At 73.5% G+C, this 17,556-nt stretch carries 12 protein-coding genes; 4 read left to right on the top strand and 8 right to left on the bottom strand.

Annotation, left to right across the window (positions count from 1 at the left end; genetic code table 11):
* The 5 genes from G472_RS39630 to G472_RS36415 form a co-directional block, all read right to left on the bottom strand.
* Positions 1–1,926, bottom strand: a 1,926-nt coding sequence (locus G472_RS39630; protein ID WP_029011291.1) for a hypothetical protein, incomplete at its 3' end; no start/stop codon positions are given.
* 131 nt (positions 1,927–2,057) lie between these two features.
* On the bottom strand, positions 2,058–3,767 hold the full coding sequence (locus G472_RS36425; RefSeq protein WP_035694224.1) for a catalase: 1,710 nt from the start codon (positions 3,765–3,767) through the stop codon (positions 2,058–2,060).
* 157 nt (positions 3,768–3,924) lie between these two features.
* Positions 3,925–4,542: an RES family NAD+ phosphorylase gene (locus G472_RS38470; RefSeq protein WP_084536987.1), complete on the bottom strand. Its 618-nt coding sequence runs from the start codon at positions 4,540–4,542 to the stop codon at positions 3,925–3,927.
* Entirely contained in the window at positions 4,539–5,486 is a 948-nt protein-coding gene (locus G472_RS39275; RefSeq protein WP_051341581.1) for a hypothetical protein, read from the bottom strand. Before G472_RS39275 ends, G472_RS38470 begins: the two co-directional genes overlap by 4 nt.
* A gap of 58 nt (positions 5,487–5,544) precedes the next feature.
* Positions 5,545–6,480, bottom strand: a complete 936-nt coding sequence (locus G472_RS36415; protein ID WP_051341579.1) for a LysR family transcriptional regulator — start codon at positions 6,478–6,480, stop codon at positions 5,545–5,547.
* Positions 6,481–6,608: 128 nt separating this feature from the next.
* On the opposite strand from G472_RS36415, the gene G472_RS0129580 reads away from it, so the two are divergent.
* The 3 genes from G472_RS0129580 to amaB all read left to right on the top strand — a co-directional run bounded on the left by G472_RS0129580 (position 6,609) and on the right by amaB (position 11,193).
* Positions 6,609–7,892, top strand: coding sequence for an NAD(P)/FAD-dependent oxidoreductase (locus tag G472_RS0129580; protein ID WP_029011289.1), 1,284 nt, complete (start codon positions 6,609–6,611; stop codon positions 7,890–7,892).
* 102 nt (positions 7,893–7,994) lie between these two features.
* On the top strand, positions 7,995–9,647 hold the full coding sequence (locus G472_RS0129575) for a thiamine pyrophosphate-binding protein (RefSeq protein WP_342667970.1): 1,653 nt from the start codon (positions 7,995–7,997) through the stop codon (positions 9,645–9,647).
* 46 nt (positions 9,648–9,693) lie between these two features.
* Positions 9,694–11,193 carry an L-piperidine-6-carboxylate dehydrogenase gene (gene amaB / locus G472_RS0129570; RefSeq protein WP_029011287.1) on the top strand — a complete coding sequence of 500 codons (1,500 nt, stop codon included), beginning with the start codon at positions 9,694–9,696 and terminating at the stop codon, positions 11,191–11,193.
* Positions 11,194–11,236: 43 nt separating this feature from the next.
* On the opposite strand, the gene G472_RS0129565 is transcribed toward amaB, so the two are convergent.
* The gene (locus tag G472_RS0129565) at positions 11,237–11,701 is read right to left on the bottom strand and encodes an Lrp/AsnC ligand binding domain-containing protein (protein ID WP_029011286.1); all 465 of its coding nucleotides are present in this window, start codon (positions 11,699–11,701) and stop codon (positions 11,237–11,239) included.
* A 127-nt stretch (positions 11,702–11,828) separates the two neighbouring features.
* Here G472_RS0129565 and putA point away from each other — a divergent pair, with 127 nt between their 5' ends.
* Positions 11,829–15,482 carry a trifunctional transcriptional regulator/proline dehydrogenase/L-glutamate gamma-semialdehyde dehydrogenase gene (gene putA / locus G472_RS0129560; protein ID WP_029011285.1) on the top strand — a complete coding sequence of 1,218 codons (3,654 nt, stop codon included), beginning with the start codon at positions 11,829–11,831 and terminating at the stop codon, positions 15,480–15,482.
* 123 nt (positions 15,483–15,605) lie between these two features.
* Here the strand turns inward: putA and G472_RS0129555 are convergent, their stop codons facing one another.
* Together G472_RS0129555 and G472_RS36410 are read right to left on the bottom strand one after the other, a co-directional pair.
* Positions 15,606–16,469, bottom strand: a complete 864-nt coding sequence (locus G472_RS0129555; RefSeq protein WP_029011284.1) for an LOG family protein — start codon at positions 16,467–16,469, stop codon at positions 15,606–15,608.
* Between the two features lie 28 nt (positions 16,470–16,497).
* Positions 16,498–17,484: a DJ-1/PfpI family protein gene (locus tag G472_RS36410; RefSeq protein WP_245593626.1), complete on the bottom strand. Its 987-nt coding sequence runs from the start codon at positions 17,482–17,484 to the stop codon at positions 16,498–16,500.
* Positions 17,485–17,556 lie beyond the last annotated feature (72 nt).

The raw sequence follows: 17,556 nt of genomic DNA, 5'->3' as shown, positions 1-17,556 counted from the left end.
CGGGTTCGCCGTCGCCAGGTCCCGGTACAGCCCCGCCGCCTCGCGCACCGCCGCCAGCGCCCCCGCTCCGTCGCCAGCGGACGACAGGCGGACCGACAGGTTGTTCAGCGCCCCCGCCAACTCCGCCCGGTCGGCGATGCCCGCGTCGATGCGGACGCGGAGCGCCGCGGCGGCCAGCGGGGAGACGGTGGGGGACAGGTCCACCGGCGGCAGGTGGGCGTCGACCACGGTGGCCCGGTCCACCCGGCCGTCGACCATGGCCGTGAGCCAGCGGGAGAAGCCGCGGGCGTGGTGGCCCAGCACCACGTCGATGTCGTAGCTCAGGCGTTCCAGGCGGGCCAGGGTCTCGGTCGGCGCGTCCTCGACCACCGCCCACAGCCACTCCGGCGCGTCATCGGGACGGGCGGCCAGGGTGCGGAGGGTCAGGGCGGCGGCGGCGATGTCCGGCCGGGGGGCCGGGAAGCGGCCGGCCGCCAGCAGGCCGGTGGGCTCCAGCCGGTCGATCAGGCCGGTCGCCGGGCCGAGGCCGAGGTCGAGGTCCGGCGCGGCAAGGCGGCGCAGAAGGCGCCCGTCCAGCGCGCCCCGCACCGCCGCCAGGGCGGCCAGCCGGCAGAGCGCGTCCCGTGCGAAGCCGTGCGCCTCGGCAAGGCGGCGCAGGCGCCGGGCCTCGCGGTCGGCCAGGGCGTCGACCACCTGCGCGGCGGTGAGGTCGACCACGGCGCGGGCGGGGTCGGCAACCGCCTGGATGGCGGCGGCGGCGATCAGCAGGGGCCGGTGGTTGATCGGCACCCGGTCGAGCCAGGCGCGGAACGCCTCCTCCGTCACCTCCTGCGGCGCGGCGGCGCCGGGCGGGCGCGGCACGCGGGCCAGGGCGGAGCGGAAGATGGCCAGGGCGGCGGCCGGGTCCATCCGCTCGCCCAAAATCAGGGGCGGCGCGGCGCGGAGGTGGGCGCCGCTGTCCTGCAAGGCGGCGTCCCACTCCTCCGGCCCGCGGCGGCTGAGCAGGAGGACGCGCACCGGCCGGTCCGGGTCGGCCGCCGCCGCGGCCACCTCGCGCAGGCGGGCGGCGAGGGCGTCACGCCGTTCCTCGGGATAGTCGATCAGCAGCAGGCAGCCGGCGCGCCCGGCGTCCAGGGGAAGCGGCCGGTCGGCGGGCACCAGGCCGGCGGCCCAGCCGGGGTCCTGCGCCAGCGTCTGCGCAACCTCGTGGGCCAGGCGGGTCTTGCCGGTGCCGCCCTCGCCCGCCAGCAGGCGCACGCTCACCCCGCCGCCGCTGCGCGCCCAGGCCAGGAGGTCCGCCGTCTCCGCGTCGCGGCCGATCAGGTCGGTGAGGCGGGCGTTCCACGTCAGCCACGCCAGGGGGCTCTTGTCGACGGCAAGGGCCTCGGGACGCCAGTCGCGCGTCGGCTCGACGAAGGCGTCGCGGGCGGCCGGGCGGCCCAACTGTTCGGCCGCGAACCACAGCGAAGCACGGGGGGCGTCGGTGAGCCACTGGTGCAGGTCGCCGGCGTCCAGGACGTGAACGTCCCTCCACACCCCCTCGGCCCGCCGCGCCTTGGCCCAGGCACGCTTGCCCGGCCATTCCCGGGCGGTGACGAAGACGAAGGCGGTTTGCGCCGGGTCGAGGCCAAGGGGGTTCGCAAGCCGCTTCGCATGGTCGTCGTCGGCCTTGGCGCGCGGATTCGCGCCAACCCCCATTTCCCAGGCCGATGGACCCTCGGGCACGAAGGCGGAGCGGTCGGCGACCACCACCCCGTCCCAGCCCGGATATTTAACGACATCGCCCGTTGGCAGGTCGAGGAGGCGGACGCGCACGGTCTCGCGGATCAGGCGGTGCACCAGTTCGGGAAGTCCGGCGCGACTCTCGGCGCGCTCCGCCCACAGCAGGATGTCGCGGATCTCAATCCGCAGGGCATCATCGGGCATGACGCAGCGATCGCTTCGGGTTGACGATGCGCCACTATACATCCCTCGCACGCACCGGCAAGCCGAACACGCCGATGCCGTGCCGCGCCGCCGGGCCCTCCTCCGGCCGGGCCGGAGGAGGGACGACCGGCCTACTCCGCGGCGCGGCCCTGCTGCGGCGGCTGGCTGGACAGCGGCGTGCGCAGGCCGCCCAGCACGTCGGCGGCCGTCACCATGTGGTTGACGACGGAACCGGTCCATTGCCCCCACACGGTGGGGTCGATGGTGTCGCCGTTGGCGCCGAGGGATGCCAGGCGCTTGCGCTCCGCGTCGGTCAGCACCTGCCCCGGCAGGGGGGCCAGGTGGCGGACGTCGTCGGCCGTCAGGCCCAGCGCCCTGCCGACCCGGGCGCCGTAATCGTCGTGGACCATGAACAGGTGCCACAGCATGCGCTCCTGCACGTCGCGCTCGCACTGCCCCAGCAGGGTGCCCATGTTGAGAACGAGGTCGTCGCGCTCCCACGCCATCATGGTGCAGTAGCGGGCGCGGGCCTGGGCGTAGTCGTTGCGGCGCTCCAGCACCGCGCGGGTCAGGCGGCCGCGGATCTCCGGCGGGTTGTTGGGCGCCTCGCGCGCCGACACCTGCAGGCCGTTGTGGATGGACGGCTCGTAGTTCACGTGCGGGTTCTGCCCCGGCGCCAGGTCGCGGTGGAACGACATCTGGCCACCCATCTGGTTGGTCGCCACGCGGGCGTTCTTCGCCTGGTTCACCGGAAGCTGGAGGTAGTTGGGACCGACCCGGTAGCGCTGCGTGTCGGAGTAGGATAACGTCCGCCCCACCAGCATTTTGTCGTCGGAGAAGTCGAGCCCGTCGACGAGCACGCCGGTGCCCATGGCGATCTGCTCGTTCTCATTGAAGAAATCTTCGACGTTGCGGTTCAGCGTCATGACGCCGACGTGGCGCAGCGGGAAGTCCTTTTCCGGCCAGATCTTGGTGTCGTCCAGCGGGTCCCAGTCCAGTTCGGGGTGGTCGTGGTCCTCCATGATCTGGACGTAGAGATCCCACTGCGGGTACTCGCCGCGCTCGATCGCCTGATACAGGTCCTTCGACGCGGAGCCGAGATCCTCCCCCTGCACCTTGGCCGCCTCGGCCGCGGTCAGGCTGGCGACGCCGCAGCGGGGATGGAAGTGGTACTTGACCAGCACCGTGTCGCCCGCGGCGTTCACCATCTTGTAGGTGTTGACGCCGAACCCTTCCATGTGCCGGTAGCTGGCGGGAATCCCGCGCGGGCTGAACAGGTGCGTCAGCATGTGCATGGATTCCGGCGTCTGGCTCATGAAGTCGAAGATGCGGTTCGGCTCCTGCCGGAAGGTCACCGGATCCGGCTTCAGGGAATGGATGACGTCGGGGAACTTGATGGCGTCGCGGATGAAGAAGACCGCCAGGTTGTTGCCGACCAGGTCCCAGTTGCCGTCCTCGGTGTAGAACTTCACCGCGAAGCCGCGCGGGTCGCGCGCCACCTCCGACGAATCCCGGCCGCCGATGACGGTGGAGAAGCGGATGGCCAGCGGCGTCTTCTTGCCCGCGGTCTGGAACAGCCTGGCGCGGGTGTATGTGGACGCGGGCTCCTCGCCGATCTTGCCGGTCGCCTCGAACTCGCCATAGCAGACGAAGCCGCGGGCATGCACCACGCGCTCGGGAATGCGCTCCCGGTCGAAATGGGTGATCTTCTCCAGGAACTGGTAGTTCTCCAGCGTCGCCGGGCCGCGCGGCCCCACGGTGCGCTGCGATTGGTTGTCGGTGATGGGGTGTCCCTGGCGGTTCGTCAGGACGCGTTCGTCGGCGTCGGGCTTGCGTGCCATCGTTCTCTCCCTTGTCGTGTGTGCGGCGTGGGGCGGACCGTCACCGCGCCCGGTCGTCGGCACGGGCGGCGCCATCAGTTAGAATAATTCCAACCTGTGGGAGTCGAGGCTGTCCGGACGGGGGTATCCGGATGGGCCGGTGTTCATGCCCGGCCCATCACGGACGCGGCGGCAGGGGTGCGCCGGTGTCGAACACGGCGCCGTAGCGCCGCATCAGGGCATCAACCATCGCCGGATCGTCCCGGAAACGGGCCGATGGACCGGGATCGAGTTCGGCCGCTGACACCCGATCGAAGAGGGCGTAGCAGATCTCTCCGTTGTCGTGGCGCGCCCTGTAGGCGATTCCGTCAAGATCGGTGAAGGTTGCATACAGGCTGAGGGCAATTCGCCGGGATTCGCCGTAGTCATCGGATGAACTGACGTTGGCATCCGTGCCGTGCCACAGCAGACCTTCGTCGTAGAGCTTCGCAACGGCCAGAGGGCGGGTCGGGGCAAGCGACGTCCACACCCTGCGGTCGACGAACTCCCGCTTCAGGATGCGCCCCTTCGGCTTGCGCAGAACCGTCTCGACGAACGCACCTTCCAGGGCTGCGGCGGCATAAAGCGTCCGGTATTCACCGCCGGGCGCATCGAACCTGTAGGCGGGCGGTGCTCCCGGCCCGGGACCGAACCAGATCGGACCGTTGTCGTCCCGGTGAATTCGGACGAGCGCCGCTCCCGCCGGAATGGTTTCCGACTTCAGGCCCCGTGGAAACGGCAAGGCCGGTGCCGTCATCCACCCTCCTCCCCCCCATTCTCCTCGCCGAGATAGGCCCTGGCCGCATGCTCGACAGCCCTCACCGCCGACGGATCACCCGTGGCAAGCGCCTCGACGGGCGGGCGCCCCAGATTGGGGTCCGTGTCGATCAGGAACTGAAGCGCCGACCACGGGCCCGCCCCGGACGTCTCGAACAGTTTCACCACCGGGGCGATGCCCGGTCGCACCACCTTCTTGCCCGCCGCCGTACCGGAACCGTCGACGAACTGGACCACCGGGATGACGATCTCGTCGTCGCGCATCATCCCCAATGCACTGCCGGTCCGGATCCGGCGGTGCAGCGCCTGCCTGCTGATGCCCATGGCGGCGGCCGCCTCGGTCAGTGACAGGGAGCCACCCGCACGTTCCAGCAGCGCATCGCGTGCACCGGCGAAGCCCGCTCCATCGGTTCCGCCATCCCTGTGATCCGGCGCCAGGGCATTGGACACGGTGACGATGAGTTTCTGCGTGGCTTCAAGTTCCCGGTCGACCACGCCCAACTGAGTGATGAGTTCCCTGACCCCCTTCTCCCGGTCCCGTTCCATCAGAACGCCCAGGTGCCTGCCGGCCGAGGTCAGGGGCAGCAGCCAGCCGATTGCGGACGCCGCCGGTCGGGTGGGCGAAAACGCCCCGGACGCGGCCGAGAGGCTGTGGATTGCGGCGGAGATTTCGTTCAACCGGTTCCGGCACGCACGCGTCACCTCCCACGACCACAGTGCCGACGCGGGAATGTCCGGGACAGCGGCACGCCCGGGCTTGGGAAGCCGTGCTTCGATGCCCGTCGATGCCAGTGCGAAGCTCAGCAATGTCGCCGCAGCCTCCACCCTGGTCGTGATGTCGGTGAGCCGGTCGATATCGACATGGCACCCGACGGCGGCCGTCGCGGCCGGCTCCGGTGCGTGCGGCGGCGTCGAGGCGGTCATGAATGATGTGATCATGGCAAGCGCCTTGGTTGACGGATTGCATTGATAGATGCGCCTATCAACACGCTGCGTCAACGCCTGTTGCGGAAGCGGTGCGCTCGCCCCGCCCCGCCACCTCCGCGCGGATCCAGTCGCGGAACGCCTGAAGCGGCGGGTAGCCCTCGCGCCGGCCGGGCCAGGCGAGGTAGTAGCGGCCGGGGCTCTCCACCGGGGCGGCGACGGCTTCCACCAGGTCGCCGCGGGCCAGTTCCGCCTCGAACAGGAAGCGCGGCAGCAGGGCGACGCCGAGGCCGGCGGTGGCGGCCTGCGCGGCGGTGGCGAACTGGTCGATCAGCATGCCGCGCACACCCTTGGCCGGCACCCCCGCCGCCTCGAACCAGCGCTCCCACGCGTCGGGGCGCGACACCAGGTGCAGCAGCGGCGCGTCCAGCAGGTCCTCCGGACCGGCCGGGCGCAGCCGGTCGCGCAGGGCGGGGCTGCACGCGGGCACCACCGTCTCGCCCATCAGGTCGTCCAGCTCCGCCCCCGGCCAGTCCGGCGCGCCGAAATGGATGGCCGCGTCCACCGCGTCGATGCGGAAGTCGAACGGCGCGAGCCGGGTGGTCAGGTTCACGGTGATCCCCGGATGCCCGGCCAGGAACCCCGGCAGGCGCGGCGCCAGCCAGCGCGTGCCGAAGGTCGGCAGGATCGCCAGGTTCAGCGTGCCGCCGCGCGGGTTGGCCCGGAAGGTCAGGGTGGCGGCGGAGATGTGCTGCAACGCCTCGCGCACGGTCTGGGCGTAGCGCTCCCCGGCCAGGGTCAGGCGCACGGTCTGCCGCTCCCGCACGAACAGCTCCGCCCCCAGCACCTCCTCCAGGGCGCGGATCTGCCGGCTGACGGCGCTCTGGGTCAGGTTCAGCTCGGCCGCCGCCGCGGTGAAGCTCTGGTGGCGGGCCGCCGCCTCGAAGGCGGACAGCAGCGCCATGGACGGCAGGAACCGCCGCACGATGGTCATCGGTGCCGCCTCCGGTCGCGGCCAGGGTCATTCCGTTTGCTCATGACATTACACGCCACCATCGTTTGAAACAACGGATCGGGCGCGCCAGGATGATGCGGTCCGGTCATGACCAGGGGCCAGCCCGCATGCAGAACGATCCGTTGAGCCACGGCCTGTGGGAGTGCTCCGCCCCGCCGCCGCCGACGACCGCCGCCCTGACCGGCGACGCCATGGCCGACGTCGCCGTCGTCGGTGCCGGCTACACCGGCCTGTCGGCGGCGCTCCACCTCGCCGAGGCCGGCGCCACCGTCGCGGTGCTGGAGGGCGCGGAGATCGGGTTCGGCGGCTCCGGCCGCAACGTCGGGCTGGTCAACGCCGGCATGTGGGTGATGCCCGACCGGCTGCCCGCGGAACTGGGGCCGGTCTACGGGCCGCGGCTGCTCGACCTGTTGGGCGACGCCCCGGCCGCCGTGTTCGACCTGGTGCGGCGCCACCGCATCGACTGCGAGGCGGAGCACCGCGGCACGCTCCACTGCGCGGCGGGGCGCGGCGGGCTGGAGGAACTGCGCGAGCGCGCCCGCCAGTGGCAGGCCCGCGGCGCCCCGGTGGAGCTGCTGGACGCCGCGGACACCGCCCGCCTGACGGGGACGCGGACCTATGCCGGGGCCCTGCTCGACCGGCGCGCCGGCACCATCCAGCCGCTGGCCTACGCCCGCGGGCTGGCGGCAGCGGCCATGGCGGCGGGTGCCCGCATCCACACCGGCAGCCCCGTCACGGCGGCCGTCGACGAGGGGACGGCCTGGCGCCTGCACACCCCCGGCGGCAGCGTGCGCGCCCCGTGGGTGATCGTGGCGACCAACGCCTGCCCCGCCGGCCCCTGGCCGCAGGTGCGCGCCGAACTCGTCCACCTCCCCTATTTCAACATGGCGACGCCGCCGCTGGACGCGGAGCTGCAAAGGACCATCCTGCCGGAGCGGCAGGGGGCGTGGGACACCAACGCGGTGCTCAGCTCCTTCCGCTTCGACCGGGCCGGGCGGCTGGTCTTCGGCAGTGTGGGCGCCTTGCGCGGCGGCGGCCGGGCCATCCACGAAGGCTGGGGCCGGCGGGCGCTGGCCAGGCTGTTCCCGGCCCTGCGCGGCACGGTGTTCGAGACGCAGTGGTACGGCTGGATCGGCATGACCGCGAACCACCTGCCGCGCTTCCACCGGCTGGCCCGGCGGGTGGTGGGGTTCAGCGGCTACAACGGCCGCGGCATCGCGCCCGGCACGGTGTTCGGGCGCTGCCTGGCGCAGCACCTGTCCGGCAGCCTGCCGGACAGCGCCCTGCCCCTGCCGGTCACCGACCCGCAGCCGGCCCGCTGGCGCGCCGCGCGGGAAGCCTGGTACGAGGTCGGCGCGCAGATCGCCCACGCTGCCGGGGCACGTTTTTGAATCCGCCGGGGCACGTCTTTTGACATTGCCGGGTGCCGTCCTGACATACGGGTGGGACGGCACGCCGAAGGCCGCAGCGAACGAGGGGGGAGAACGGGTATGATGACGGGTGGCCGACTGGTCGTCGCGGCGCTGGAGGCGCAGGGGGTGGAACGGGTGTTCTGCGTGCCCGGCGAGAGCTACCTCGCGGTGCTCGACGCCCTGCACGACTCCCCCATCCGCACCGTGGTGTGCCGCCACGAGGGCGGGGCCGCCATGATGGCGGAGGCGACGGGCAAGCTGACCGGGCGGCCGGGCGTGTGCATGGTCACCCGCGGCCCCGGCGCCACCAACGCCGCCGCCGGCATCCACGTGGCGCAGCAGGATTCCACGCCCCTGGTCGTGCTGATCGGCCAGATCGAGCGGGGCATGCGCGGCCGCGACGCCTTCCAGGAGGTGGACTACGGCCGGATGTTCGGTGGCATGGCCAAATGGGCGGCGGAGATCGACAGCCCCCGCCGCATCCCCGAGATGATCAGCCGCGCCTTCCACACCGCCCTGTCCGGCCGCCCCGGCCCGGTCGTCCTGGCCCTGCCCGAGGACGTGCTGACCGGCACCGCCGACGCGGCCCCGGCGGCGGCGGCGCGGGCGGCGGAGCCCGCCCCGTCGCCCGCCGCCATGGCCGAACTGGCCGGCCTGCTGGAGCGGGCGCACCGGCCGCTGGTGCTGGCCGGCGGCTCGCGCTGGACCGCGGACGCGGTCGCCGCCCTGCACCGCTTCGCCGAGCGGTTCGATCTGCCGGTCGGCGTCACCTTCCGCCGCCAGATGCTGTTCGACCACACCCACCGCTGCTACGCCGGCGACGTCGGGCTGGGCATCAACCCGAAGCTGGCGGCGCGGGTGCGCGACGCCGACCTGCTGCTGCTGCTGGGCGGACGCTTCTCCGAGGTGCCGTCCCAGGGCTACGAGCTGCTGGGCATCCCGGAACCGGCCGCCGCCCTGGTCCACGTCCACCCCGGGGCGGAGGAGCTGGGCCGCGTCTACCGCCCGGCGCTGGCCATCAACGCCACGCCCGGCGCCTTCCTGGACGCCGCCGAAGGGCTGCCCGCCCCGCCGCCGGGCCGGAGCGACCACACGCGGGTGGCGCACGCGGACTACCGCGCCTGGAGCGACGAGCCCCCCGACACCCCCGGGGCGCTGCGCATGGGCGCGGTCATGCGCTGGCTGCGCGCCCACCTGCCGGAGGACGCGGTGATGACCAACGGCGCCGGCAACTACGCCACCTGGCTGCACCGCTTCTGGCGGTTCCGCCGCTTCGGCACGCAGCTCGCCCCGGTCAGCGGCTCCATGGGCTACGGGCTGCCGGCCGCCGTGGCCGCCAAGCTGGCGCAGCCGGAGCGCACCGTGGTCTGCTTCGCCGGCGACGGCTGCATCCAGATGACGCTTCCCGAATTCGCCACCGCGGTGCAGGAGGGAGCGGCCGTCATCGTGCTGGTGATCGACAACGGCATGTACGGCACCATCCGCATGCACCAGGAGCGGGAGTATCCCGGCCGCGTCAGCGGCACCGCCCTGCGCAACCCCGACTTCGCCGCCCTGGCGCGCGCCTGCGGCGGCCATGGCGAGACGGTGGAGCGCGACGCCGACTTCGGCCCCGCCTTCGCGCGGGCGCAGGCGTCCGGCCTGCCCGCCATCCTCCACCTGCGCATCGACCCCGAGGCGCTGACCCCCAACCGCACCCTGTCCGAGATCCGGGCGGCCGGACGGCCGCGCTGAGCACGCCCCTCCGGGCACCCCCCGCCGACCGATGGAGTCTTCACCCGTGCAGCACGACGCCATTCTCGCCCGCTTCGACCTGACCCCGGCCGCCGCGGCGGGCACCCTGACCGTCCGGTCCCCGGTGGACGGGGCCGTCATCGGCCGCGTCGCCGAAACCGACCCGGCCGCCGTGCCGGAGATCGCGGCGAACGCCCGGCGGGCCTTCGACGCCTGGCGCACCGTGCCGGCCCCCCGCCGCGGCGAGCTGGTCCGCCTGCTGGGCGAGGAGCTGCGCGCCGCCAGGGAGGACCTGGGCCGCCTGGTTTCCCTGGAGGCCGGCAAGATCCTTCAGGAGGGTCTGGGCGAGGTGCAGGAGATGATCGACATCTGCGACTTCGCCGTCGGCCTGTCGCGCCAGCTCTACGGCCTGACCATCGCCTCGGAACGGCCGGGCCACGCGATGCGCGAGACCTGGCACCCCATGGGGCCCTGCCTGGTCATCAGCGCCTTCAACTTCCCGGTCGCGGTGTGGGCGTGGAACGCCGCGCTGGCGCTGGTGTGCGGCGATCCCGTGGTGTGGAAGCCGTCGGAAAAGACGCCGCTGACGGCGCTGGCCTGCCGCCGCGTGTTCGAGCGCGCCGCCGCCCGCTTCGGCGCCGACGCGCCGGAGCACCTGCTGCAGGTCACCGTCGGCGGGCGCGACCTCGGCGCCGCGCTGGTCGCCTGCCCGGACTTTCCCGTCGTGTCCGCCACCGGATCCACCCGCATGGGGCGGCAGGTGGCGGTGGCGGTCGCCGAACGGTTCGGCCGCTCGATCCTGGAACTGGGCGGCAACAACGCCATGATCGTCGCCCCGTCGGCCGACCTGGACCTGGCCCTGCGCGCCATCCTGTTCTCCGCCGTCGGCACCTGCGGCCAGCGCTGCACGACGCTGCGCCGCCTGATCGTCCACCGCGACGTGCGCGAGCGGCTCCTGCCCCGCCTGAAGGCCGCCTATGCCTCGATCCCCATCGGCAGCCCGCTGGACGCCGGCACCCTGGTCGGGCCGCTGATCGACGCCGACGCCTTCGAGGCCATGCAGCGGGCGCTGGAGACGGCGCGCGCCGACGGCGGCACGGTGACCGGCGGCGAACGGGTGCTGGCCGACCGCTGGCCGGACGCCCGCTACGTCCGACCGGCCATCGTGGAGATGCCGGCCCAGACCGCCGTGGTGCGGCACGAGACCTTCGCGCCCATCCTGTACGTGCTGTCCTACGACACGCTGGACGAGGCCATCGCGCTGCAGAACGCGGTGCCCCAGGGGCTGTCGTCCTGCATCTTCTCCACCGACGTGCGGGAGACGGAGCGTTTCCTGTCCGCCGCCGGCTCCGACTGCGGCATCGCCAACGTCAACATCGGCCCCAGCGGCGCCGAGATCGGCGGCGCCTTCGGCGGCGAGAAGGAGACGGGCGGCGGCCGCGAATCCGGCTCCGACTCCTGGAAGGCGTACATGCGCCGCCAGACCGCGACCGTGAACTACTCCGACGCCCTGCCGCTCGCCCAGGGCATCCGGTTCGAGGTGTAGGGGCAGGGGTGTCGCGCCGGGCCCCCCACCCGGCGCGACGCCCTCACAACGGCAGCGGCCCGTCGTTCTTCACCTCCTCCATCACCGCGTAGGTGCGCGTCTCGCGCACGCCCGGCAGGGACAGCAGGACGTCGCCCAGAAAGCGGCGGTAAGCCGCCATGTCCGCCACCCGCGTCTTGACCAGATAGTCGAAGCCGCCGGCCACCATGTGGCACTCCAGCACCTCCGGCGCCCGCCGGATGGCGGCGGCGAAGCGGTCGAAGACGTCGGGGGTCGTCTTGTCCAGCAGCACCTCCACGAACACCAGCAGCCCCAGCCCCACCCGCTGCGGGTCCACCCGCGCCGCAAAGCCGGTGACGTAGCCCTCCTTCTGCAAACGCCGCAGCCGCTCGCCCGTGGTGGTGGGCGACAGGCCGATGCGCTCCGCCAGGTCCACCGCGGCGATGCGGCCGTCGACCTGGAGAATCGCGAGAATGCGCCGGTCGATCCGATCCAGATCCGTCGTCATCGCGCCCCATCCCGTGTTTGGCCGGATTTTCTACGGCAGCCCCGGCAATTCCGTCCATGGAAATCCGGCCTTCCCCACCCTAGCCTTTCTCCCACACCTCCACAGCGCCGCCGGGAGCGCCGCGACGATGACCAGCACCGCCGTTTCCTCCGACCCGGCTCCGCCGGCCGACCCCCGCCCCTTCGCGTCCTTCGCCGGCCCGCTGCGCCGGCGCGACGCCCTGCGGGACGCCGTGACCGCCGCCTGCCGCGTGCCGGAGCCGGTGTGCGTGCCGCCCCTGATCGCCCGGGCCACCCTGCCGCCGGAGGTCGCGGCGCTGGCGGAATCCACGGCGCGCCGGCTGGTCACGGCGCTGCGCGCCAAGCCGCCGGCGCGCGGCGTCGACGGGCTGATCCGCGAGTTCAGCCTGTCCAGCGACGAAGGGGTGGCGCTGATGTGCCTGGCGGAGGCGCTGCTGCGCATCCCCGACGCCGCCACCCGCGACGCGCTGATCCGCGACAAGATCGCCGGCGGCAACTGGCGCGCCCATCTCGGCTCCGGCCGCTCCCTGTTCGTCAACGCCGCCACCTGGGGGCTGCTGGTGACCGGCCGGCTCACCGCCGCCGCGGCCGACCACGCCCTGTCATCGGCGCTGACCCGGCTGATCGCCCGCGGCGGCGAGCCGCTGATCCGCCGCGGCGTCGATTTCGCCATTCGCCTGCTGGGCGAGCGGTTCGTCGCCGGCCGCACCATCGCCGAGGCCATCGCCCACGGCCGCCGGCGCGAGGCGGCGGGCTTCCGCCATTCCTACGACATGCTGGGGGAGGCGGCGCTGACCGCCGCCGACGCCGAGCGCTACCGCGCCGACTACGAGACCGCCATCCACGCCATCGGCGCCGCCGCCGCCGGCGCCGGGCCGATCGACGGGCCGGGCATCTCCATCAAGCTGTCGGCGCTCCACCCCCGCTACGCCCGCGCCAAGGCGGAGCGCGTCATGGCCGAACTGCTGCCGGTGCTGGCGGATCTGGCACGGCTGGCGAAGCGCTACGGCATCGGCCTCAACATCGACGCCGAGGAGGCGGACCGCCTGGAACTGTCCCTGGACCTGCTGGAGGCCCTGTGCTTCGACCCCGAACTGGCGGGGTGGGACGGGCTGGGCTTCGTGGTGCAGGCGTACGGCAAGCGCTGCCCGGCGGTCATCGACCTGCTGATCGACCTGGCGCGGCGCAGCGGCCGCCGGCTGATGGTGCGCCTGGTCAAGGGCGCCTACTGGGACGCCGAGATCAAGCGCGCCCAGGTGGACGGGCTGGCCGATTTCCCCGTCTACACCCGCAAGGTCCACACCGACGTCGCCTACGTCGCCTGCGCCCGCGCCCTGCTGGCCGCCCCCGACGCGGTCTTCCCCCAGTTCGCCACCCACAACGCCCGCACGCTGGCCACCGTGCACGCCCTGGCCGGCGAGGCGTTCCGGCCCGGCGATTACGAGTTCCAGTGCCTCTACGGCATGGGCGAGGGCCTGTACGAGGAGGTGGTCGGCCCCATGGCGCGGCCCTGCCGCATCTACGCCCCCGTGGGCACCCATGAGACGCTGCTGGCCTATCTGGTGCGGCGCCTGCTGGAGAACGGCGCCAACAGCTCCTTCGTCAACCGCATCGCCGACCCCGCGGTGCCGGTGGAGGAGCTGGTGACCGATCCGGTGGACGAGGCCCTGGCGATCACCCCGCCGGGAAGCCCGCACCCGCGCATCGCCCTGCCCCGCGTCCTGTACGGGGCGGAGCGCGCCAACGCCGCCGGGCTCGACCTGGCGGACGAGGCGGTTCTGGGCACCCTCGCCGCCGCGCTGGCGGCCGGCGCCGCACCGGCCCGCCGGGCGGCACCCCTGCCGGCGGACGGGGAGCCCACCGGCCCGGCGCAGCCCGTGCGCAACCCCGCCGATCACCGCGACGTGGTGGGCAGCGTGGTCGCCGCCACCGCCGCCGATGTCGCCGCGGCCTTCGCCCGCGCGGCCGACGCCGCACCCGCCTGGGCCGCCACCCCGCCGGCCGGGCGCGCCGCGGCGCTCGGCCGCGCCGCCGACGCGCTGGAGGCGCGCACGGCCGACCTGATCGGCCTGCTGATCCGCGAGGCCGGCAAGACCGCCGCCAACGCCGTGGCGGAAGTGCGCGAGGCCGTGGACTTCCTGCGCTACTACGGTGCCCGCGCCGCGCAGGAGCCGTTGGGATCACCGCTGGGACCGGTGGTGTGCATCAGCCCGTGGAACTTCCCGCTGGCCATCTTCACCGGGCAGGTCGCGGCGGCGCTGGCCGCCGGCAACCCGGTGCTGGCCAAGCCGGCGGAGGAGACGCCGCTGGTGGCGGCGGAGGCGGTTCGCATCCTGCACGCCGCCGGCGTGCCGCCGGGCGCCGTGCAGCTCCTGCCCGGCGACGGCACCGTCGGGGCGGCGCTGGTGGCCCATCCGGCAACGCGCGGCGTGCTGTTCACCGGCTCCACCGAGGTGGCGCGGCTGATCCGCCGCAGCCTCGCCGGGCGGGGTCCCGACGGCGCCGCGATCCCGCTGATCGCCGAGACCGGCGGGCAGAACGCCCTGATCGTCGATTCCTCGGCCCTGGCGGAGCAGGTGGTGGCCGACGCCCTGGCCTCGGCCTTCGACAGCGCCGGGCAGCGCTGCTCGGCCCTGCGGATCCTCTGCGTGCAGGAGGAGGTGGCCGACCGCACCCTCGCCATGCTGCGGGGCGCCATGGCGGAGCTGAGCGTCGGCAACCCCGACCGGCTGGCGACCGACGTGGGACCGGTCATCACCGCCGGCGCCCGCGACGGCATCCTGCGCCACATCGAAGCCATGCGCGCCCGCGGCCGCCGGGTCGAGGCGCTGCCGCTGCCGCCGGAGACCGCCCGCGGCACCTTCGTCGCCCCCACCCTGATCGAGATCGACCGGGTGGCGGAGCTGGAGCGCGAGGTGTTCGGGCCGGTGCTGCACGTCCTGCGCTACCGGCGCGACGGGCTGGAGCGGCTGCTGGACGACCTCACCGCCACCGGCTACGCCCTGACCTTCGGCCTGCACACCCGCATCGACGCGACGGTGGAGCGGGTGGTCGCCCGCGCCCCCGCCGGCAACCTCTACATCAACCGCACCATCGTCGGGGCCGTGGTGGGCGTGCAGCCCTTCGGCGGCCATGGTCTGTCGGGCACCGGCCCCAAGGCCGGCGGGCCGCTGTACCTGCACCGCCTCACCGCCCGGCGCCCGGCCGGCGCCCCCGGCCTGACCGCCGACCCCGCGGCCCTGGCGCCCGCGCGCGCGTACACCGCCTGGCTGCGCGGCCGCGGCCACGCGGAGGCGGCGGACCGGTGCGAGGCGTACGCCGCCCGCTCCGCCCTCGGCGCGACGCTGGAACTGCCGGGTCCGGTGGGTGAGCGCAACCTCTACACCGTGCGCCCGCGCGGCTGCGTCCGGCTGCTGCCGGAGACGGCGGCGGGCCTGCTCACCCTGTTCGGGGCCGTCCTGGCCACCGGCAACGACGCGGTGGTGGAGGTGTCCGACACCGCGGTGGCGGCGGCGCTGGACGGCCTGCCGGCGGACCTGGCGGCCCGCCTGCGCCCGCCCGGCACCCCCGTCGCCGCGGCCCTGGCCGAAGGCGATGCCGAACGCCTGGCCGCCCTCGACCGCCGGCTCGCCGAGGCTCCCGGCCCCCTGGTGGCGCTCGACGGCCCGGATGGCGACCCGCTTTGGCTGCTGGAGGAGCGGGTGGTCAGCATCAACACCACCGCGGCCGGCGGCAACGCCAGCCTGATGGCGATGGGGTGACGGGCGTCAGACCGACGGCATCATTCTGATGCCGTCGGTCTGCCCCTATCGATCAATGCAAGACATTGATCTGTCGGGCTTCACGGCCGGAAACCAAATGGAACGGATCTCTTTCCGGCCGTATTAGTCCGCGTCCTGCCCCGCCTCGATCCCCGTGCCGGCGGCGCCCAGGGGCGGCGAGCCGCGCTTGAGGCCGCGCAGGATCATGGCGTCCCAGGCCTCTTCCGCGGTGTCGACCACGTCGAACAGCTCGACGTCCTCGGGGCTGACCATGCCGTGGTCGACCAGGGCCCTGAAGTTGATGATCTCGTTCCAGTAGTCGCGGCCCACCAGGACGATGGGCAGGCGGGTGGCCTTGTTGGTGTTCTGCAGGTTCAGGATCTCGAACGCCTCGTCCAGCGTGCCGAAGCCGCCGGGGAACACCGCCAGCCCGTTGGCCCGCATGGCCAGGTGCATCTTGCGGATGGCGAAGTAGTGGAAGCGGAAGGTCAGGTCGGGGGTAGAATAGGGGTTGGGCCGCTCCTCGCGCGGCAGGGTGATGTTGAAGCCGATGCTGGGCGCCCCGGCGTCGGCGGCGCCGCGGTTGGCTGCCTCCATCAGGCCGGGACCGCCGCCGGTGGCGATGACGTTGTCGCGCTGGCCGTCCGCGGTCGGGGCCAGCGCCCCGCCGCGTTCCGACACCAGGCGGCCGAAGCGGCGCGCCTCCTCGTACCAGCGCACCCGCGATGCCCGCTGCTCCGCCCGCGCCCGCTCCTCGGGCGTGCGGGCGGCCGACAGCTCCGCCTGCGACTGCTCCGGCGAGGGGACGCGGGCGCTGCCGAAGGCGACGATGGTCGTTCGCACCCCCCAGGCTTGCAGGCGCTCCTCCGGCTTGGCGTATTCCAGCATGAACCGGACGCCGCGCATCGAGGCGCTCATCATGAAGTCGCGGTCCTCGAAGGCCAGGCGGAAGCTTGCGGAGCTGTGGTTGGGGATGCTGTCGGACATTCCGGTCTCCGGAAGGGTTTCGAGAGGGTCAGGGCCGCGGCGTGCGCAGCGTCCCGGTGGAGCCGGTGCCGCCCAGCGTGCGCTCGCCGCCGCTGTCGGCCCCTTCCACCACCGTGCCGCTTTGCACGCCGCGTGCCGGGGTCGTGCCGGGGCGCGCACCGGCGGCGTTGACGTCGCGGATGGCCCGCGCCCAATGATCCTCATGGTGGCCGTGGGGACGCCCCTCGGCCTCCCAGATCGCATAGGCGCGTTCACGCACCCGCTGCTCCGACGTCAGGTCGGGGTCGAGGCCGAGGCCCAGCGCCACCAGCACATGGTGGGCCACCAGCTCCGACGACTGGGGGTTCTGGCCGGTGATCAGGGTGCCGTCGCGCACGGCGAAGGGCTGCCAGTCCGGCCCCCGCTCGAACCGGGCGCCCAGCTCGCGCAGCCGGTCCTCCAGCAGGAAGGGCACGGTCTGCGCCAGCCCCACCCCCTCCTCCTCGGAGTTGGTGAAGGCGCTGACCCGCCGCCCGTCGACGATGGGGCGCCCGTCGTTGTGCTTCGCCGCCACCAGCCCGGCCGGACCGTGGCAGACCGCGGCGACGATGCGGCCGTCGTCGGCGTAGGAGCCGACCAGCAGGGCCAGCGTGTCGCTGGCCGGATAGTCCCACATGGTGCCGTGGCCGCCCGGCAGGAACAGGGCATCGAACGGCTCGCCCGCCACCTGCTCCACCGACGGCGTGGAGCGCGCCGCCTGCACCGCCCGCTCGTCGTCGAGGAAGCGGCGCACCGAAGCCGGCGTGTCCGGCCGCTCCTCCGGCTGCTCGCCGCCCCGCCCCGCCTGCGCCGGCAGGCTGCGCGGGTCGAAGGGCACGGCGCCGCCGGCGACGGAGGCCAGCACCACCTCCGCCCCGGCGTCGAGGAAGGCGTACCAGGGGGTCGCCAGTTCCTCCAGCCACAGCCCGGTCTTGTGGTCGCCGTCGCCCAGATGGTCGTGGGACGTGGTGACGATCAGTATCCGCTTGCCCGTCATCGATCGAATCCTCCGCTGTCGTCCGTGCCGCTTCATCAACAGGCACGGACCGCCCTTGGTCGCGGATCTCCG

This window comes from Azospirillum halopraeferens DSM 3675, assembly GCF_000429625.1.
GTDB lineage: Bacteria > Pseudomonadota > Alphaproteobacteria > Azospirillales > Azospirillaceae > Azospirillum > Azospirillum halopraeferens.
The sequence above is the reverse complement of the archived record's forward strand: the minus strand, read 5'-3'. Positions and strand labels throughout refer to the sequence as shown.